Consider the following 18,074-nt stretch of genomic DNA (forward strand, 5'->3'; position numbering starts at 1 on the left):
ATACCTTTCTAATCGAGTACCTTTCCCCTCAAATCCACCTATTCATTATTAGCCACTCTCTATAACAAGAAAGGATGCGCTGATGAAAATGAAAGCTATAGTCAGTCACAAATATGGTTCACCCGATATTCTCCAGTTCAAAGAGGTAAATACACCTACCCCAAAAGAAAATGAAGCATTGGTAAAAGTTTATGCTACATCATTAAATGCGGCTGACCTGGAAACTCTGAGAGGCACGCCGATGTCCCGGTTCGGGGGTCTGCTAAGACCTAAGCACAAGATACTCGGAACAGACATAGCCGGGCGGGTTGAAGCGGTTGGCAGTAAGGTAATGCAGTTTCAGTCAGGAGATGAAATCTGGGGGGATTTATCCTTTCCGCATAATTGTGGCGCCTTTGCTGAGTATGTATGCATTCCCGAACAGGCATTGAGGTTAAAACCTGCCAGTATGACATTCGAAGAAGCGGCAGCCATACCTACTTCGGCAATCGTTGCCTTGCAGAATCTTTGCGGTAAAAGACCCATTCAGCCAGGACAAAAGGTTTTGATCAATGGTGCGGGTGGTGGTGTGGGGACATTTGCGGTGCAGCTTGCCAAGCACTTTGGGGCTGAAGTAACTGGCGTAGACAATGCTGGTAAATTGGACTTACTGCGATCAATTGGTGCATGGAATTTGTGTCTTCGTTGGAGGTTCCACAGCTGTAGTAGTTCAAGCTTTAATACTGGGACCCTTGATTTCAATGATGGGCACTCAAAAAATGGGCATCGTGATGTGGAGACCAAACAAAAAAGAAGATCTGGATTTGTTGAAAGACCTTTTTGAAGCCGGCAAGGTCGTACCTATTATTGATAAATATTACTCGTTAAGTGAAGTCCCTGAAGCAATCCGATATCTTGAGGAAGGACGCGCCCGAGGAAAGGTTGTCATCAGGGTGGACGATAAACAAAAGTAACCCATTAGGAGGCCGCTCAAATGAAAGCAGTTGTATACACAACATACGGACCGCCGGATGTTCTCCAACTGAAAGAGGTTGAAAAACCTGCCCCCAAGGATAATGAAGTCTTGATAAAAATTCATGCGGTGTCGGCCAATGCAGCTGACTTGCATCTCCTCCGAGCGGATCCCTTCTTGACCCGTCTAATGTCTGGACTTCTAAAACCTAAACATACCATACTCGGTTCTGACATAGCGGGACGGGTTGAAGCGGTTGGCAGAAACGTAAAGGAATTTCAGCCAGGCGATGAGGTATTCGGGGATATTTCCGGATGTGGTTGGGGTGGTTTTGCAGAGTATGTATCTGTTCCTGAACATGTATTGGTGTTGAAGCCGGCCCATATTACATTCGAGCAAGCAGCCGCAGTACCGATGGCGGCAGTCACCGCCCTTCAGGGTATCCGAGTTAAAGGACTGATACAGGCAGGGCAAAAAGTTCTGATTAATGGCGCGTCCGGTGGTGTGGGCACCTTTGCCGTCCAGATTGCCAAATCGTTCGGGGCTGAAGTTACTGCCGTATGCAGCACGGGGAAAATGGACATGGTGCGTGCGATTGGTGCAGACCATGTCATTGATTACACGCAAGAGGATTTCACCAAGAATGGGCAACGGTATGACTTGATTATTGCCGCTAATGGATATCATTCGATTTTAGAGTATAAGCGTGCATTAAGCCCCAAGGGGATTTATATCATGACCGGTGGTACGATGGCTCAAATCTTTCAAGCTATGCTCCTAGGACCATGGATTTCAATGACCGGAAGCAAGAAAATGCATAATGTGATGGCGAAACCAAACCAAAAGGATTTAACTTTTATAAAAGAACTTCTCGAAGCCGGTACAATCGTCCCTGTGATTGATAGAAAATTCCCGTTAAGTAAAGTCCCTGAGGCGATGCGGTATCTTGAGGAAGGGCACGCCTTAGGAAAAGTCGTCATCACTGTAGCGGGAAATTGAGTCGTCGTTTATTTAATCAACTCTATAAATTTGGCGGTAACCGTATCTGCCAGTAGCAGCGGCGCTACCTCCATCTGCAAGCCGATCCTTCCAGCGCTGACTGCCATCTTGTCCAAGGGCTCTGCACTGCTGTCAATAAAGGTTGGATACAGCTTCTTCATGCCCACCGGCGAACAGCCGCCACGGATATAACCTGTCCATTTGAGCAGATCCTTTACAGGCAGCATTTCGATCTTCTTTTCACCGGCGGCTCTGGCCGCCTTTTTGAGATCGAGCTCTTCAGCAACCGGAATTACAAATACATATAGGTTCGATCCACTATGGGAGACCAATGTCTTAAAAACTGACTCCGGAGCTCTTCCAATCTTCTCAGCTACAGCTGTACCATGGATTTTTCCATCCTCATTGTCATAAGAAAGAACTTCATAGCAGATTTTCTTCGTATCAAGAATTCGCATGGCATTCGTTTTACTAACTTGCATGATACATCAACCTTTCTGGCTGTAAATGTGGATCCATAGTTATTTTAATATACAAACGATTTATATGGACACAGAAGACGCTATTGAGCAAATTATTGACTAAATCAGGCACTAAAACCTCAAATAGTGGATTCTCAGTCCGTATGTCTCTCATTTAGGGTGTTTGCATCGCAATAGCAGCGCTGGAGTCCGCATGCACAGAATGGACAGCTTGGCACAACTCCCACAGCTTGCGCACCGCACACGCTCGCCTCGAATTCATCCCTACAATCTAGCAGCTAGAATGAAACAGCAAGATAACGACAACACAAAACGTCGGTTTGTGATACAACTAAGAGTGTATTCAGAGTCTAATCTTGGAGGCTGGTTATGAATTATTTTATACGGACTCAATCCGATTGGGAAGACCATGGACATGTAATTACATTGGCTGTTCCGAAAGAATTCAGCTTTGCAGAGAATTTGAACTATTTCTATAATGCCCCTAATGAGTGCCTGTATCGTCTGCAAGATCAAAAAATCTATAAAGCTATCACGGTTGGAGAGGAAACTCCCGTCTTTGAATTAAGTGGCGATGCCCCCGGTAGGATTACCCTCCGCTTTCTGGGAGATACCACCCCCACTCTAACCTCCACTAAAGAAGCCGTAGTCGATTATGTAAGAGACTGGTTCGATTTAGATAGAGACCTCGTTCCCTTTTATGAGATGGCGAAGGATGACAGTCTGCTGCACAGAGCTGTTGAATCTTTTTACGGCTTGCGATGTATCGGCATTCCTAATTTATTCGAGGCGCTCTGCTGGGGGATTCTCGGTCAACAAATCAATCTAACTTTTGCCTATACTTTAAAAAGAGAGCTCGTAGAAAACTTTGGTCGTCATGTAGTATGTGAAGGCGAGGATTACTGGATATTCCCAAGAGCTGAAGATATCGCGTGTATGACGGTGCAGGACTTAGCCCCTGTAAGAATGACTGTTAAGAAATGTGAGTATCTAATTGCAGTTGCCCAGTTAATTACGGAAGGAAGGCTAACGAAGGAGCTGCTGCTGGAGACAGGTGATTTTAAAAAAGCAGAGAAAATGTTGGTAACCATCCGCGGAATTGGTCCTTGGACGGCCAATTATGTGTTGATGCGCTGTCTGAGGTTGACTTCGGCTTTTCCTATAGATGATGTGGGACTACATAATTCCATTAAATATCTGCTAGGATCGGACCGCAAACCTACCAAAGAAGAAATTCTGCAGCTGTCTGCGACTTGGACCGATTGGGAGTCTTATGCCACCTTTTATTTGTGGAGATTTCTGTATTAAAAAAAATATAAACCCCACTTCATATTGAAATGGGGTTTTCAGTCGTTCCTATTAGTCTCTGGGATAATCCACTCGCATGATATCCATGAAAGGAACCTTATTGATCTCTTCATTCAGGCTGACATGCACCCTTCCGGTTCGCGGATCCATTTCCACTATACGTCCACGCACCTGCTCTTCTTTTCCCCACACGGTCAATAAAATCTCGGAATCTTCCTGCTTTGCCTCTGTCAATTGATTACCTATCTCCTCCAGAACAAATTCATCCCGGGTCGGACGTTTTGCTACCTTTGCCTTTGCCACGCTATTCCTCCAATAAGTCATTACAAGATTAAGAGAATACTAAAGTACGAATGCTTCATTCTATTATAGCATGACTTTACGGAGCAATAACCAACGAACTTGTCCGTTCCAGATCAAGCAGCTGCAGCTTCATATCCAGGCCTCCCCGATAGCCGGTGAGTGCGCCATTTTTCCCGATAACCCGGTGGCAGGGTACTGTGATTAAAATAGGATTCGCCCCGATCGCCGTTCCCACAGCACGCACAGATGATGGCTTTTGGATATGCGCCGCTACGTCTGAATAAGACCAGGTTTGTCCATAAGGAATTTCACATAACGCATGCCATACCGCCAACTGAAACGGGGTGCCACGGAAGTCCATAGGAAAGGTAAAGCTTTTGCGTACGCCTTGCAAAAATTCAGCCAATTCTCCAGCATACAATTGCAATTTCCCATCCTCTTCTTCGAGTTTACCTCCGGGAAAACGTGCAGTTACCCAAGCCGCCAATTCCTCAAAGGGTTTGTCCTGTGAGCCTATATAACAAAGACCTTTAGAGGTTGCAGCGATATATATATTCCAATCCTCATGCTTCAAAAAGGTCCAATAAATGACTTCATTCGTTAACTTTTCCACTATGGAGCACCTCCGAATTATGTTTATAGGTAAGACGGTACTCTGTAGGGGTATGCCCCGTCTTTTTCTTGAATAACGTTATAAAATAAGGCACATTGGACATCCCGACACTCATGGCAATGTTCGCAATGGCTCGATCTGAATGAATCAACTGCTCTATCGCCTTCTGTATTCTCACCTGCTGAACGTATTCTACCGGGGTAATGCCCAGAACCTTTTTAAAAGTGCGTTGTAGATGATAGGGGCTGCCATGGCATTCTTCCGCCAAAACATCCAGATGAATAGGTTCCGCGTAGTTGTTGTCGATGTACTGTGTAATTACGGATACCCACTCGCTATCTGGCAACCGCTCTCCGGTAGGCTTGCATCTTTTGCAGGGGCGAAATCCGGCAGATGAGGCTTGTTCCATTGTTAGGTAGATGCGCACATTTTCTTTATTTGGCGCTTTGGACTTACAGGACGGCCTGCAATAAATCCCTGTCGTTCTCACTGCGTAGAAAAAATGATCATCAAAGCCAGCATCATTCTGTAGAATAGCCTGCCACTGTTCCTCCGTCACTAGGGTCACCTCCAAACACAGTATACCCTTTGTTAGGCGGTATTGGAGCAATTTTCGAATGGAAAAGCAAGAAAACGAAACTACATTTTCAAGGTCATGCAGCAAAAAAAAGCCAACCGGATTCCGGTCAGCTCTTTCGATTTATACTCTATATCCTTCAAATGATACCGGGGAACCGTTAATAATTGCTTTTGCGGTTTGGATTCCTTCGGTTAGAAGTTGCAAGCTGTCGCCCGCAGTGCTGTTATAATCCACTTGTAAACAGTCAGAATCACTAACGCTGAAGAAAGGCGCCTTCGAATCCATTGCAGCTGCAAATTCATCAAGTCCGCTTATACCAAGTTCGACCGCTTTTCCTACACTTACAGCCTCTACAGTGACTCCACCCGGCGTGCCTTCAACAGTTACCTCAAGGTATCTCGCCTGTTGTTTTAAAGAATACGAATGCGACAAGAAGATAGCAAAATATACTTGATCCACTAATCCGAATAAAGCAGAGGACTGCTGCAGCCAATGCCCTTTGGGTAGAACACCTATTATCGCATTTGCTACTCCCGCCGGGACGGGGTATAAGGTCATGATTACGTTTTGATGGTACAGCACTTCGGCGTATCGGCTCTGGTGACGGGGATCGCCTTCCTTATACCCTGGTCCGGGATGGAAAAAATACAACTGGTTGGCATCCTCACGTCCACGAAGGGGCAACGAATAAGCCCAGCGAAGCTGTTCATTATCGAACTCCTCTACTCGCTCCCACAAACCTCCTGCTGCATATTCTTCAGTAATATAAGCATAGGAGTGCAACGGTGGCTGACGATATGGATCACCTACTGTAACTTTTTCAGTAATTTTGGTTATTTCTACGGGCAGGCTACGGTCAAGTGCAGCTGTACGAATCTGCTCCGGCGCTTCATAGAACAAAAATCCGGCATATTCAGTACGCGGCATACTTTCAGGCAGCTCGAAATCACCAAACTGCACATAATCATGCAATACATTCGCATCACCTGGTACATCATGCGGCCATCCCCGGGAACGGGCTCCAACCCAAGCCCCCTGCAGATAAAATTGAGCCCGCTCACTCCACAAATAATTCAGCATTTCCCTAAGCATGGTGTGCAAATCTTTATCTTCACCGGCACCCAGTTCCAAAGCACAAGTAAAGGCCTGTACCCAGTTCCAAAACCAAGGAAGGCAGCCGTACTCAGGCATTCCTTTGGACTGGATATGTAACAAGGTATCCTTCAGGCTCTGACGGCCATCCTCCACTAACTCATCGTCCTCGAACATTTTTCCGAAAATAAGTTTTGCAGCTGTATGTTTGGCTTCATGATGACCAAACGTCACTACCGGCTTGAGATAGAACTTACTTCGGTAAATATGTCCTAATGCTGTATTGAACGCTATCCGCAGCCGGGCACTCATCAATCCTCCGTACTCCCTGCTAAAGTAGGCGATAAGACTGCCCATAATCTCCACTGGAAGCTCATGCGGCGCAGCATCTCTTGGAATCGGATTCAATCCCAGCGGCCAATGTCCGTATAATACGGTGCCCGGTTTCCGGTTCTGCAGCATAAGCGTCTCCATCAGCACATGTTCCGCTTTGTGTTTTGCCTCATCTCGATCAAAGGGAAGCTGAAGGGATGCGTTAGCTGCGGCAGCGAACAGATACGAAGCATAATAAAAGTTATTTCGAACATCATCATGGAACCATAATCCGCTATCCAGTAAAGGCCTGCGTTCCGCTTCAAGGGCTACTTTGTAAATAATTTCAATTTGCCTTTCCTTATAAGGACCTTTAGAACTATTCAGATCAATCACCGTAAGACCACCCTTTCATTCGTACAATGGTTACATTGCGATTTGTTACTACGTTTATACAATGCGTTTGATACTGGATGTGATTATGTTCATCTGGTTAATAAATAACAGCTTAATTCTGCACCTTTCCCGTTCACATAGCAATTGTGTAAATCGCCAAATGAACTAAAACAAACCTACTAAAAAAGATTACTACTTGTAATATGAACCTATATGGAGTAAATTGTACTTATACAAACCATTTCTCACTGAGAAGGAGATTGAATAACCCATGGAAAGACGTTTCGCCTCCCATCCAAATGAAGTTAAACAATTTGATACTGAGCGTTTGCGCAAGGAATTTCACATCCCTGTAATTTTTGCTCCAGATGAGCTCAAGCTTGTTCTAACTCACGAAGACCGCATGATTGTCGGCGGCGCTAACCCTGTAACTAAGGATGTTGTTCTGACAACTGACCTTAAAGAACTGGGTGTTACTTATTTCCTGGAACGCCGCGAACTCGGAATTATTAATGTAGGCGGTAAAGGTACAGTATTCGTTGACGGAACAGAATATGAAGTAGACACCAAAGAATGTTTGTACGTGGGTCAAGGCTCTAAGGATGTAATATTCAAGAGCGTAGATGCTGCAAAGCCAGCTAAATTCTACCTGAATTCCGCTCCTGCACACCATTCTTACCCTACTACAAAAACTAACTTGGCTGAATCTGAATCCGGAGCAATGGGCGGCATGGAAAATGCCAACGAGCGCACCATTCACCGCTTCATCCATACCAACGGAGTTCAAAGTGCACAACTCGTTATGGGTATGACGCAGCTTAAGCCTGGCAGCATGTGGAATACAATGCCTTCCCATACACATCCACGCCGCATGGAAGCGTATTTCTATTTCGATCTTCCTGAAGATCAAGCGGTTTTCCATCTTATGGGTGAGCCAACGGAAACCCGTCACATCGTAATGCATAACGAACAAGCTGTAATTTCTCCAAGCTGGTCCATCCACAGCGGTGTTGGTACACACAACTATACATTCATTTGGAGTATGGCTGGCGACAACAAACGTTATGATGATATGGACGCCGTCTCCATAAAAGAATTACAATAGAGGGAAATTTCTCTTACGGAAAGATGAGGACGGTTATGAACCCGATACGAAGACACGAAATGATCATGGAAGTTATGCTGAACCAGAAGGATGTAACTGTTAATGAGCTTAGCGATAAGCTCCAGGTGACCGGAAAAACGATCCGCGAAGATTTAAGCAAACTGGAGGAACAAGGTTTACTCGTTCGTGTTCATGGTGGAGCTGTGTTAGCACAAAGCGATCAATTCGGTATTCTGCCCTCCAAGGCGCCACTGGATAAGTATTCCGAAGAAAAAACGGAGATTGCACTAAGCGCGCTTCGTCATATTAATCAAGACGATATCATAGCTCTGGACGGCGGAAGTACGACGCTCGAAATAGCGCGGCGTCTGGATAATATGTCCCTGACTGTCATTACCAATGATGTATACATCATCAGCGAACTTGTTCTTAAAGATAACATTCGTCTCGTAGTACCCGGGGGCTACCGTGTTCGTAACATGCTTGCCGGTCAGGAAGCTGTTACTTATGTAAAAAGCTTAAACATACAAAAAGCATTTTTGTCGGCTACGGCGGTAAATATAGAACAAGGACTCTCCATTTACACGGGGGATTTCATAGAGTATAAACAAGCACTTGTATCTACAGCCCATAAGGTTTACGCCGTTGTCGATCATCATAAATTCGGCAATACCGCGCTGCGTACCTTCGCTTCTTTACAAGAAGTGGATGTACTTCTGACAGACAAAGGGCTCGCCCTGGAAACAGCGGAACTGTTCCGTAGCGCAGGCGTTACCATCGAATGTGGGCACAATCCACTTACACATTCAAGCAATTAAAGGAGCGAAAAAAATATTATGTCATTATTTAGCCTAGCAGGAAAAACAGCAATTGTAACAGGCGCAGCCCAAGGTCTTGGACAAGGCATCGCACTTGCTTTCGCAGAAGCGGGCGCAGATGTTATCTCTGCTTCCCTTAACTCAAGTGAAGAAACAGTAGCAGCAGCTGAAGCCTTTGGCGTTAAGGCTCTTAGCCTGGAGTGCGACCTGAGTAACCACACTACCCTTCAAGGTATGTTTGACAAAGCTCTTGAATTTACTGGCCACGTTGACATCCTCGTGAACTGCGCAGGAATGATCCGTCGTACACCAGCTAAAGACCACAGCGAAAAAGACTGGTTCGATGTAATCAACCTGAATCAGAATACCGTTTTCTTGCTGTCACAAATTGCGGGTAGACACATGTTGGAAAGAGGAAATGGTAAAATCATCAACATCTGCTCTATGCTCTCCTACCAAGGCGGCATCAACGTACCGGGCTACACAGCTAGTAAGCATGCTGTAGCAGGTCTGACCAAAGCTTTCGCTAACGAATGGGCAGGTTCCGGTCTGAACATCAACGCGATCGCACCGGGTTACATGGCTACAGAAAACACTGCACCTATCCGCGCGGATCAAAAGCGTTCCGATTCAATTTTGGATCGTATCCCTGCAGCACGTTGGGGAACACCTGAAGATCTTAAAGGACCAGCTGTCTTCTTGGCATCTGCTGCTTCCGATTACCTAAACGGTCATATTTTGAACGTAGACGGCGGATGGTTGGCTAGATAATCCGGCTTTGTTGTTATTAAAAGGTGCCCATCGGGCACCTTTTTTTCATAAGTAAGTCAATTTCCCTAGGCACCCTTTGTGCTCGAAATCCTGCACATAGTACAACAATTCCGCTTCTGAAGCACCCTTTGCGCTCGAAATCCTGCACAAAATACAACATTTCCGCTCCCTAGGCACCTTTTATACTCGAAATCCTGCACAAAATACAACATTTCCGCTTCTGAAGCACCCTTTGTGCTCGAATTCCTGCACAAAATACAACATTTCCGCTCCCTAGGCACCTTTTATACTCGAATTCCTGCACATAGTACAACAATTCCGCTCCCTAGGCACCTTTTATACTCGAAGTCCTGCACATAGTACAACAATTTCGCCTCTGAAGCACCCTTTGCGCTCGAAATCCTACACAAAATACAACATTTCCGCTCCCTAGGCACCTTTTATACTCGAAATCCTGCACATAGTACAACAATTCCGCTTCTGAAGCACCGTTTGCACCTGAGATCCTGTATAAAGGAGTCAATTTCATAATGCGAAAAGCCGCATAATTCCACATCAAAATTGTAGTCAACAACGGATAATGTTCGGAAATCAGCAGATTTTCAGACTAACCACCCACATGCACAGATGTTTATATGGTTTATATCTTGTAAAAATATTTATGAAACTGACTCAAGTAGAATCTATATAGATTCTACTTATATTTTCTCTTTGGGATTGTGTAGTAAAAACGGTGAATGTTAAAACTTCGTCCGAGAACAGGCATACGAAAATTATCAGGTGTTCAACCGTGGGGAAGAAAGTTTAGAGAGAAATATAACTAAATAACTAGCTAAGTAGTTCGATCCCTAAATTAGTTGGAAAAATTTCTTCTAAATTTAAACTGAGCTAATAAAACACAAAAAAGGACAGAACCTGATCTACAGGTCCTGCCCTTGATAAATATGCTCCTAATGTTTGCGCTTCAACATCACCAGACCATTGACTGGCAGATTCAATACATGCGGAGCCTCAGTACCAGTTCTCAGATCGCTGTATTCCCTGCCGTCCAGCTCCACAGCCTGCTCCATATCGCTGAAGTTCTGCACGAACAGATAATCATGCTCTCCGTCCGTACGTAGCTGTACGGTTACGCCCGTTGGAAGATTGGTATCCAGTGTCCGGCTAATACCAGCCTTTCTCGTAACTGCGGAGTATAACTCCACATAGAAAGCAGTATCCTTCACCCGGGTGGCTAGATGGTACGCCCGTCCCTCACCCAAGCGGTTCATGGTTAGCGCTGGCTGCCCCGCATAGAAATCACTACGGTAATGTGCAAGAGCCTCCGCACCTTCAAGATGAATCAGCTCCGCGATCTCATGAGCATCATAATCTCCAGTTAATGTAAGCGCATTGCCGTCCTTCATCACAAGTCCGTTCAAATCACGGCTGTGTAAGCCCTCTGTCTCCTCAGCCCAAATGCCAAGTGTTCTCCGTAGCGGACCCGGAAACCCACCCAAATGACAAAGATCCGTCTCACCGACAACGCCTGACCAGTAAGTTGCCAGGAAGGTTCCGCCATTCTCGACATATTTCTCGATACGTTTACCATTCTCTTCACTGATAAGATAAAGCATCGGAGCAATCACCAGCTTGTAGGCTGATAGATCATCCTCAATTCCGATCATATCCACTGCAATCCCTTGCTCCCATAATGCACGATAATGCTGCAATACCGTCTCCTCATAATGCAATCCGGAATTACGAATCCCTTGGGCATCCTTGATCGCCCAGCGATTATCCCAATCATAGATTATGGCTGTTTGTACCGGTGTAGAAGTTCCTACGACATCTGCCAGCCCCGCCAGAGTCTTCCCTACCTCTGCTACATCTTTAAACACTCTGGTCTCCTCGTGTCCGCTGTGATCAACGACAGCGCCGTGGAACTTCTCACTGGAACCGCGGCTTTTACGCCACTGGAAGTACTGTACCGAGTCTGATCCGTGCGCTACCGCTTGAAGGGAGGACAGCATATGCATTCCTGGCCGCTTCAGTTTGCTGACCGATTGCCAGTTCGTAAGTGATGGAGTACTCTCCATGAGCAGGAATGGTTTCTGCTTCAGGGTGCGGAACAAATCATGATGCATGGCAGTCCATGCCGCTAACCGGGCATTATCTCCATCGTCGGTATACCCCCAGGCCGGGTAGGCATCCCAAGAGATTACATCCAGAATCTCAGCCAGCTTGCGGTAATCAACACCGTCTATGTTGTGCATGTTGGTAGTCACGGGCAGTTCAAGATTGAAACTGCGAACGGAATCGATCTCATGTTGACAAAAATTAATGGTTCGTTCACTGACAAATCTCCGCCAATCGAGATTCAAGCCGTGTACCTGATTCTCCCCGTGAGGGGCCGGTGATTCAACCTGCTCCCATGAGGTGTAGGTGTGACTCCAGAACGTGGCCCACCAAGCATGGTTTAACTCGTCTAGGCTGTCTTTATACTTATTCTTCAGCCAACCACGGAATTCAGCCTGACATAGGTCACAGTGGCATTCGCCCCCGAACTCATTCGAGATATGCCAGCCGATGACAGCAGGATGATGCGCGTAACGCTCAGCCAGCTTCCCATTCAAAGTTGCTGTTTTTTCCCGGTATACGGGAGATGTATAGCAGTGATTATGACGAACCCCGTGCAGATTACGGACACGGTTGCGTTCGACTCTTAGCACCTCAGGATATTTCTCTGACATCCAGGCTGGACGCGCTCCGCTAGGAGTGGCCAAAAAGGCGTAAATACCGTTCAATGCAAAAGAATCCAGTAATTGATCTAGCCAACCAAAGGTAAAGACACCCTCTTCCGGCTCAAGCGATACCCATGAAAAAATACCGACTGACATCACATTGCAGCCTGCAAGCTTCATCAGCCGCAGATCCTCCTGAAGTACTTCAGGGTATCGGAGCCATTGCTCGGGGTTATAATCAGCACCATGCAGCATGACTGGAGCCTTGCTACTGATCGGTGGGAATTTCATACTCATACGTCTCATTCATCCTCTCATTTTCGTGACCATGTGAGAATGGGATTATTCTCTGATGAATATTCAGAGAGCTCCCTGTCCATTTCATGAATCATCATTTATACTATTTATAATATAAGATTTTTCATGTCATGAAGTAGGATGATATTAGCGACTGAATAGTACAAAATGAATATGAGGTGATGAAGTATTCTTCCCTTCTCCTTAATAGAAATGCCACGTAACCTTGATCGCTTTCCTTTATTCCCTTATTCCGTGGGGAGACATATCCAATATCATCATGTACGTCCAACCGGCTTTCCCGTGAACCAGATTTTTCTGATTCGTAGTGGAATGGGTATGTTCCGTGATTTGGAGAGCGGTACCGAAATAACGTTGGAACCGGGAATGGCCTTTGCTTATCCACAGGACCGGGGTCATGAATACCACCCACTCTCCCATGAACCCTGGCATGTGGCTTTTATTGGTTACCATGGAAGACAGGCTCACCACTTTTTGGAAGACATCGGAAGACAAACTTCTACCCCTTTCCGTCCCGACCGCTTTGATGAATGTTGGGAGGAAATCGGCCGGATCTGGCAGACAGTGAACACGCAAACTGTCAATCGTCAAGATGAGCAATCCATGCAGGAGCTCTCAGTGACGCTGTACAGGCTGCTTTTAATGCTGCGCCCATCTGAATCCCTCTATGGGGTTGTAGGCCGTCAGGAGTTCGAGACCGTTCGTAACGATGCCCTGCAAAAAGCTATAGGCCTCATTAACGAGCATTTTACCGAGCCGCTGCTAATCTCCAATCTTGCGGGAGTAGTCGGTTATTCCGTCCAGCATTTCCAGCGCCTGTTCATGCAGGAATACGGTGTCACTCCTCATCAATATCTACAGAATCTGCGCCTGCAGCGTGCGGTGCAAATGATCATGGAGGACGCAGAAATCCCCGTTCAGGACATTGCTCTTCATCTGGGGATGGAGACCAATTATTTCATACGGGTCTTCCGTAAGACATACGGATGTACGCCCGGTGTAATGAGAAAGCAACTTCATCAATCAGACGGTGGAACTCCGCAAGCTTAACATCTGCTCTTTAGCTGCTTGCAGCTTCTGCTTCTGCTTTAGCTTCAGACATCAGCATTTGAATGAAATGCTGCAAGGGTTGGGAGATCCACTTCTTCGGATGGAGCAGAAGCTGTAAATCAAAGTGAATTTCGGGATGAACAAAAGGAAGCTCTACGAGATACCCCCTTGCAATCTCTTCCTGTGCAACAATTTTTGGGAGAAGTGCGATTCCAAGGCCATTCATTACACATCGTTTGATGGCTTCCAAATTCGAAAGCTCAAAACCTATTCGGAAGATAATTCCATTCTCTTTTAACAAATTCTCAAATAAACTTCGATAAATGCAGCTTTCCTCGGAAACAATGAACTCATAGTTATTAAGATCCTGCACAGTCACCATGTCCAGCCTGGTCAGCGCGTGGTTAGGAGGAGCGATTAAGACTAACGGTTCCTCTCGAATGATCCTCCGGTGCAGGAAGGAATCAGCAGTGTTACGGTCCAGCAATAATCCGATATCTACTTCTCCCTCTTTTATTTTGGATACCAGATTGGCTTCCTTGTCCGTCTGCAAATGTATATTCAGCCCTGGAAAACGTGTTCTAAGCTGCTGTAAAAAAGACGGCAAGTAAAAAGCGGCCAAAGAATCAATCGTACCTATGGTTAAAGTACCCCCTATTTGTTGCGCGATCGTCTCTTTGGAACGGTCATATAAATCGAGTATTTCCACAAACAGCTTCAGAAGCTCTTCACCAGGTGGTGTAAGGCGCAGTTGGCGTCCATGCCTTTCAATTAACGTTACACCGTATTCCTTCTCTATTTTTTGGATCTGCATAGTAACACTGGACTGAGCATACCCAAGCTCTTCGGCTGCACGTGTAAAGCTCTGCCGTTTCGCAACCTCGCGGAAAGTTCGTAAGTAGGTTAAATCCATATTCTCACCCCAACATCAATAATAATGATGACACATATCATTTATTATAGATAACACCGATGCAATAATCCATGCTAAAGTAGCATTAAAGGAATTAAATACGTTGGAGGCCGATATTATGCTTACAGAAAAACAGATTTGTGGAGTGTACGTCCCTGTAGTAACCCCGTTTAATGCTGCCGGTGAAGTTGACTTGGATTCGTATCAGCGATATGTCAAAGACATTCTTAACAACAGCATTCAAGGTTTGGTCGTAAACGGAACAACTGGAGAATCACCAACTGTAGACATAAATGAGCTTCAGCTTCTGGTAAATGCTTCTCGTGAGCTTTTAAAATCAACCACGATTCCCTTAGTCGTTGGAACGGGAACGAATGATACAAGATCTACCGTTGCAAGAACCGAACTTGCTGCAAATTTGGGGGCTGATGCCGTACTAGTAGTAGTTCCTTATTATAGCCGCCCTTCTCAAGAAGGCATTATTGCTCACTTCCGCAAGGCTGCCGAGGTGGGCATCCCCGTGATGGCTTATGATATCCCAGGTCGAACCGGTGTTGGCTTAACAGTGGAAACGGCCCGTACCATTCTAGAAATGAATAACGTTGTAGGTTTAAAAGACTGCTCCGGTAGCCCTAAACTAGTAACTGAGCTTTCCCGATATGGATCAAAACCCGTATTGTGCGGGGATGATATCCATTTTCTCGATATGCTTGGTCACGGTGCCGCAGGAGGTATGCTCGCTTCCGCTAATGTTCAACCTGCTGAGTTCATCCAAATTTATGAGTATTTCAGATCAGGCCAATTGGATTTGGCTAAGCAAGCGTTCGATAATCTTGTTCCGCTAATCCGCCTCTTGTTCAAGGAATCTAACCCTGCACCTATTAAATGGTTCCTCAGCGAAAGCGGCACAATTGCATCGGATATGCTTCGACTTCCCTTGACATCCATAAGTCAATCACTTCAGGAAGAGTTAAGATTACATTTGCACTCGAATCCCTTGGCTTTAGAAGCCTAATCATACAAGAAGAAACGGCTTTGCCGTCCTTAATGGGAGCCTATGCTTCCGAAGCTGCGATACTCCGTATCGCTTTCAGGTATCCGTTTCTCGTAGAAATATAAGCAAAGTATACTGAAAACTTATACTTTCTGATATTTTTAAAAAAGCCGCCGTACGCAGTCGAGGACTGTATACAGGCGGCTTTTGATGCATAAGGCGACGTTCATGAATTCATTTTCTCAGGCATAAACGGATTGAAAAGCTGCTTCCACTTGGGGTAGTATCGTATCCCACTCCGCATCCTCTATTTTACTGACCGTCACGAAATCTTTAATCCCAAAAATATTATCAATACCTTCTATACCCAAAAGTGCGCTGGCTAAGGGATGCTCTGTTGCATCGCCCTTCTTCAAAGATGTACTTCTAGGACCCTCAAATATAGTCTGATTTGTACTGATCTTGATGGAGTTCGGATTGGGTGTCTCTTGAACGTTGATTTCTATAGCCATTAATAAATCACTCCTTTTGAGTGCTATTGTAGCATGGGGAAGCCAAGCCTTCCAAATCCACCCTCATATCTTTTTCAATTGCAGCTCATAAGTCTGTATGTAATCATCCGGTGTTATCTTCCTGCACAATTCTGCTATTAGTTCATATGGAATGTTATTCATATTCTTGAACCGGACACAACTCTTTCCCATATCAAGCTTAGTTGTCACATGCTTAGGGTATTCTTCCTGAAACCATGCCAAAACCTCAGGATTCGCATACATCCCCATATGGTAAAGCGCTATAAAGTTCTTTTGGGAGGCTATACTTAAAAAGGGGAGAGGAACTTTGGGATCCACATGATATCCTGACGGATAAATTCGATGAGGAACGACATAACAAATCATTCCGTATTCTATGCTTTCCTCAAAACCGACGGGAAGGTTATCCTGAATAGTCTTTCTTAATTTCTCCAGTACTTCTCTTCTTTCTTGCGGTAATTGACTCAAATATTCTTCAGGAGTGTTACTCTCGTATTTCACTTTTATCCCTCCATTCATCCTACTATAAGGCCTGCATATACCATAGCAGCTCTGGCTTCATTTGCACACCTTGTTTTGAGACCTCACCTGTTACCGACCATACCCCGGCTTTTTTGACTACACGGATCACTACGTTCATACCGTCACTCTTTTTATATACAATATACCCCTCGTTGTTTCTAAGCAAAACAAAGGGGGCGATTACATTTACATTTGTACCTTTGACTCTGAGACTAGTGTTCATTATGCTGTCGCTGATGTCTAAAAGAGGTTGCAATTCCGCATTATTCTGCACTTCGTGAAACAATGAACCATATTCATATTTACGGTAGGGCGTGAAGTCCAACGCAAATGTTTGTTCTATATCCTGAAGGACCGTCTTTTTAAAATTTTCGATTTTCTCTTCCCACGCATTACCTTTATGATTATATGCAACCAAATCCGCTGTTCCTAGTTTGACCTCAAAGGTTAACAAATCTTGACCATAAGGAGGATTATGAGCATGATCGAATGTTTCCAGCTTCACCACTACCAAGTAGTGATATCTGGTTCGATCTCCCCCTACGTGACGAACCTTCGTAATTTTCTCATTCATATACTGCTTGGGCCGGCCATAGTATTCAGTAATCGCAGCATTCACATAGGGGTATAAGAGAGCAAAGAGGCTGTTTCTAAGATCAGACTTGTCCGTGCTCACTGCACTGCAATAACCCGGCTGCTGCAATCCCCCTATTAGAAGGACTACTGTTAAAAAAATCTGCTTCCGAATAATTTCCACCTCCTTGTCCTATTCTCCCTCCCTCATGTATTAATATCCGCACCGCATGTCTAATTCTGGGAACGACAAAAAAGAAGGAACTGTATCAGTCCTTCCCATCCTGTATCTCTCTAGGTTAATCGCTGCCCCTGGAAGGGGACTTATTCTTGCACAGTAACAATTTTAAATACGTTGTCCAAGTTTCCACCGGCAAGTCTCTTCTTCAAAGGAACTTTAACATCGCGGCCAAGCTCTCTAAAAAAGATATCCACATCACATTTAACATTACTTAATATGACTTTCAATGCGCCGTCAGCCACAATACCTTGGTTCGCATCCGTAGGCACAGTGACATCAACACTATACTTCTTAGTTAATGTGTTGGAGTATCTGGTGAAGATTTCAATTAATTCCTCGTTCGAAAAATTCTCAATAGCTACTTTACCTTTTGGCGTAAAATTTAAGTTAATTTCCAATGTATTTATTCCCCTTTTCTTTTTTTAACCATTAATATGAGCGGATTGATTTGAATATGGTTCTCTAAACGAAAAGGT

Annotated in this window: 20 protein-coding genes; 9 read left to right on the plus strand and 11 right to left on the minus strand. The window is 45.1% G+C overall.

Annotated features, from left to right (window positions below):
* Positions 1 to 82 precede the first annotated feature (82 nt).
* The 3 genes from J2T20_RS08430 to J2T20_RS08440 are packed head-to-tail and all read left to right on the plus strand — an operon-like array spanning position 83 to position 1,951.
* A complete protein-coding gene (locus J2T20_RS08430; protein ID WP_307587394.1) occupies positions 83 to 823 on the plus strand; it encodes an NAD(P)-dependent alcohol dehydrogenase in 741 nt (246 codons plus the stop codon).
* Positions 723 to 953 carry a zinc-binding dehydrogenase gene (locus J2T20_RS08435; RefSeq protein ID WP_307587598.1) on the plus strand — a complete coding sequence of 77 codons (231 nt, stop codon included), beginning with the start codon at positions 723 to 725 and terminating at the stop codon, positions 951 to 953. The genes J2T20_RS08430 and J2T20_RS08435 overlap by 101 nt, the downstream gene beginning before the upstream one ends.
* Before the next feature lie 20 nt (positions 954 to 973).
* Positions 974 to 1,951: an NAD(P)-dependent alcohol dehydrogenase gene (locus J2T20_RS08440; RefSeq protein WP_307587395.1), complete on the plus strand. Its 978-nt coding sequence runs from the start codon at positions 974 to 976 to the stop codon at positions 1,949 to 1,951.
* 8 nt (positions 1,952 to 1,959) lie between these two features.
* Here J2T20_RS08440 and ybaK read toward each other — a convergent pair whose 3' ends face one another.
* The gene (ybaK, locus tag J2T20_RS08445; RefSeq protein WP_307587397.1) at positions 1,960 to 2,433 is read right to left on the minus strand and encodes a Cys-tRNA(Pro) deacylase; all 474 of its coding nucleotides are present in this window, start codon (positions 2,431 to 2,433) and stop codon (positions 1,960 to 1,962) included.
* A gap of 369 nt (positions 2,434 to 2,802) precedes the next feature.
* Here ybaK and J2T20_RS08450 point away from each other — a divergent pair, with 369 nt between their 5' ends.
* Positions 2,803 to 3,741, plus strand: coding sequence for a DNA-3-methyladenine glycosylase family protein (locus J2T20_RS08450; protein WP_307587399.1), 939 nt, complete (start codon positions 2,803 to 2,805; stop codon positions 3,739 to 3,741).
* 51 nt (positions 3,742 to 3,792) lie between these two features.
* Here the strand turns inward: J2T20_RS08450 and J2T20_RS08455 are convergent, their stop codons facing one another.
* From J2T20_RS08455 to J2T20_RS08470, 4 genes are all read right to left on the minus strand, one after another.
* On the minus strand, positions 3,793 to 4,044 hold the full coding sequence (locus J2T20_RS08455) for a YolD-like family protein (protein WP_036656303.1): 252 nt from the start codon (positions 4,042 to 4,044) through the stop codon (positions 3,793 to 3,795).
* A gap of 76 nt (positions 4,045 to 4,120) precedes the next feature.
* Positions 4,121 to 4,657 (minus strand): methylated-DNA--[protein]-cysteine S-methyltransferase, encoded by a 537-nt coding sequence (locus J2T20_RS08460; RefSeq protein ID WP_373457776.1) that lies wholly within the window; start codon positions 4,655 to 4,657, stop codon positions 4,121 to 4,123.
* Complete coding sequence (locus J2T20_RS08465) at positions 4,638 to 5,267, minus strand: bifunctional transcriptional activator/DNA repair enzyme AdaA (RefSeq protein WP_307587601.1); 630 nt, start codon at positions 5,265 to 5,267, stop codon at positions 4,638 to 4,640. The genes J2T20_RS08460 and J2T20_RS08465 overlap by 20 nt, the downstream gene beginning before the upstream one ends.
* 90 nt (positions 5,268 to 5,357) lie before the next feature.
* Positions 5,358 to 7,037: a hypothetical protein gene (locus J2T20_RS08470; RefSeq protein ID WP_307587401.1), complete on the minus strand. Its 1,680-nt coding sequence runs from the start codon at positions 7,035 to 7,037 to the stop codon at positions 5,358 to 5,360.
* Between the two features lie 271 nt (positions 7,038 to 7,308).
* Between J2T20_RS08470 and kduI the strand changes: the two genes are divergently transcribed.
* The 3 genes from kduI to kduD are packed head-to-tail and all read left to right on the plus strand — an operon-like array spanning position 7,309 to position 9,731.
* Positions 7,309 to 8,142, plus strand: coding sequence for a 5-dehydro-4-deoxy-D-glucuronate isomerase (gene kduI, locus J2T20_RS08475; RefSeq protein WP_307587403.1), 834 nt, complete (start codon positions 7,309 to 7,311; stop codon positions 8,140 to 8,142).
* Between the two features lie 35 nt (positions 8,143 to 8,177).
* Positions 8,178 to 8,960, plus strand: a complete 783-nt coding sequence (locus J2T20_RS08480; protein WP_307587405.1) for a DeoR/GlpR family DNA-binding transcription regulator — start codon at positions 8,178 to 8,180, stop codon at positions 8,958 to 8,960.
* Between the two features lie 18 nt (positions 8,961 to 8,978).
* Complete coding sequence (kduD, locus tag J2T20_RS08485) at positions 8,979 to 9,731, plus strand: 2-dehydro-3-deoxy-D-gluconate 5-dehydrogenase KduD (protein WP_307587407.1); 753 nt, start codon at positions 8,979 to 8,981, stop codon at positions 9,729 to 9,731.
* A 950-nt stretch (positions 9,732 to 10,681) separates the two neighbouring features.
* Here kduD and J2T20_RS08490 read toward each other — a convergent pair.
* Positions 10,682 to 12,751 carry a beta-galactosidase gene (locus J2T20_RS08490; RefSeq protein WP_307587409.1) on the minus strand — a complete coding sequence of 690 codons (2,070 nt, stop codon included), beginning with the start codon at positions 12,749 to 12,751 and terminating at the stop codon, positions 10,682 to 10,684.
* A 213-nt stretch (positions 12,752 to 12,964) separates the two neighbouring features.
* Between J2T20_RS08490 and J2T20_RS08495 the strand changes: the two genes are divergently transcribed.
* Positions 12,965 to 13,822, plus strand: coding sequence for an AraC family transcriptional regulator (locus J2T20_RS08495; RefSeq protein ID WP_307587410.1), 858 nt, complete (start codon positions 12,965 to 12,967; stop codon positions 13,820 to 13,822).
* A 10-nt stretch (positions 13,823 to 13,832) separates the two neighbouring features.
* Here J2T20_RS08495 and J2T20_RS08500 read toward each other — a convergent pair whose 3' ends face one another.
* Positions 13,833 to 14,735 carry a LysR family transcriptional regulator gene (locus J2T20_RS08500; protein ID WP_307587412.1) on the minus strand — a complete coding sequence of 301 codons (903 nt, stop codon included), beginning with the start codon at positions 14,733 to 14,735 and terminating at the stop codon, positions 13,833 to 13,835.
* A 118-nt stretch (positions 14,736 to 14,853) separates the two neighbouring features.
* On the opposite strand from J2T20_RS08500, the gene dapA reads away from it, so the two are divergent.
* Positions 14,854 to 15,750 (plus strand): 4-hydroxy-tetrahydrodipicolinate synthase, encoded by an 897-nt coding sequence (gene dapA, locus J2T20_RS08505; protein WP_307587413.1) that lies wholly within the window; start codon positions 14,854 to 14,856, stop codon positions 15,748 to 15,750.
* Between the two features lie 221 nt (positions 15,751 to 15,971).
* Here the strand turns inward: dapA and J2T20_RS08510 are convergent, their stop codons facing one another.
* From J2T20_RS08510 to J2T20_RS08525, 4 genes are all read right to left on the minus strand, one after another.
* Entirely contained in the window at positions 15,972 to 16,241 is a 270-nt protein-coding gene (locus J2T20_RS08510; protein ID WP_036656320.1) for a NifU N-terminal domain-containing protein, read from the minus strand.
* 63 nt (positions 16,242 to 16,304) lie between these two features.
* Positions 16,305 to 16,763 carry a DUF1801 domain-containing protein gene (locus tag J2T20_RS08515; RefSeq protein ID WP_307587415.1) on the minus strand — a complete coding sequence of 153 codons (459 nt, stop codon included), beginning with the start codon at positions 16,761 to 16,763 and terminating at the stop codon, positions 16,305 to 16,307.
* Positions 16,764 to 16,785: 22 nt separating this feature from the next.
* Positions 16,786 to 17,541: a DUF3888 domain-containing protein gene (locus J2T20_RS08520; RefSeq protein ID WP_307587416.1), complete on the minus strand. Its 756-nt coding sequence runs from the start codon at positions 17,539 to 17,541 to the stop codon at positions 16,786 to 16,788.
* A 140-nt stretch (positions 17,542 to 17,681) separates the two neighbouring features.
* Entirely contained in the window at positions 17,682 to 17,996 is a 315-nt protein-coding gene (locus tag J2T20_RS08525; RefSeq protein WP_307587418.1) for a hypothetical protein, read from the minus strand.
* Positions 17,997 to 18,074: the final 78 nt, after the last annotated feature.

Source organism: Paenibacillus wynnii (genome assembly GCF_030812855.1).
Lineage (GTDB): Bacteria > Bacillota > Bacilli > Paenibacillales > Paenibacillaceae > Paenibacillus_AQ > Paenibacillus_AQ wynnii_A.

Coding starts and splice junctions, on each gene's coding strand:
- J2T20_RS08430 (WP_307587394.1), top strand. CDS start 83: ATGAAAATGAAAGCTATAGTCAGTCACAAATATGGTTCACCCGATATT.
- J2T20_RS08440 (WP_307587395.1), top strand. CDS start 974: ATGAAAGCAGTTGTATACACAACATACGGACCGCCGGATGTTCTCCAA.
- ybaK (WP_307587397.1), bottom strand. CDS start 2,433: ATGCAAGTTAGTAAAACGAATGCCATGCGAATTCTTGATACGAAGAAA.
- J2T20_RS08450 (WP_307587399.1), top strand. CDS start 2,803: ATGAATTATTTTATACGGACTCAATCCGATTGGGAAGACCATGGACAT.
- kduI (WP_307587403.1), top strand. CDS start 7,309: ATGGAAAGACGTTTCGCCTCCCATCCAAATGAAGTTAAACAATTTGAT.
- J2T20_RS08480 (WP_307587405.1), top strand. CDS start 8,178: ATGAACCCGATACGAAGACACGAAATGATCATGGAAGTTATGCTGAAC.
- kduD (WP_307587407.1), top strand. CDS start 8,979: ATGTCATTATTTAGCCTAGCAGGAAAAACAGCAATTGTAACAGGCGCA.
- J2T20_RS08490 (WP_307587409.1), bottom strand. CDS start 12,751: ATGAGTATGAAATTCCCACCGATCAGTAGCAAGGCTCCAGTCATGCTG.
- J2T20_RS08495 (WP_307587410.1), top strand. CDS start 12,965: ATGCCACGTAACCTTGATCGCTTTCCTTTATTCCCTTATTCCGTGGGG.
- J2T20_RS08500 (WP_307587412.1), bottom strand. CDS start 14,735: ATGGATTTAACCTACTTACGAACTTTCCGCGAGGTTGCGAAACGGCAG.
- dapA (WP_307587413.1), top strand. CDS start 14,854: ATGCTTACAGAAAAACAGATTTGTGGAGTGTACGTCCCTGTAGTAACC.
- J2T20_RS08510 (WP_036656320.1), bottom strand. CDS start 16,241: ATGGCTATAGAAATCAACGTTCAAGAGACACCCAATCCGAACTCCATC.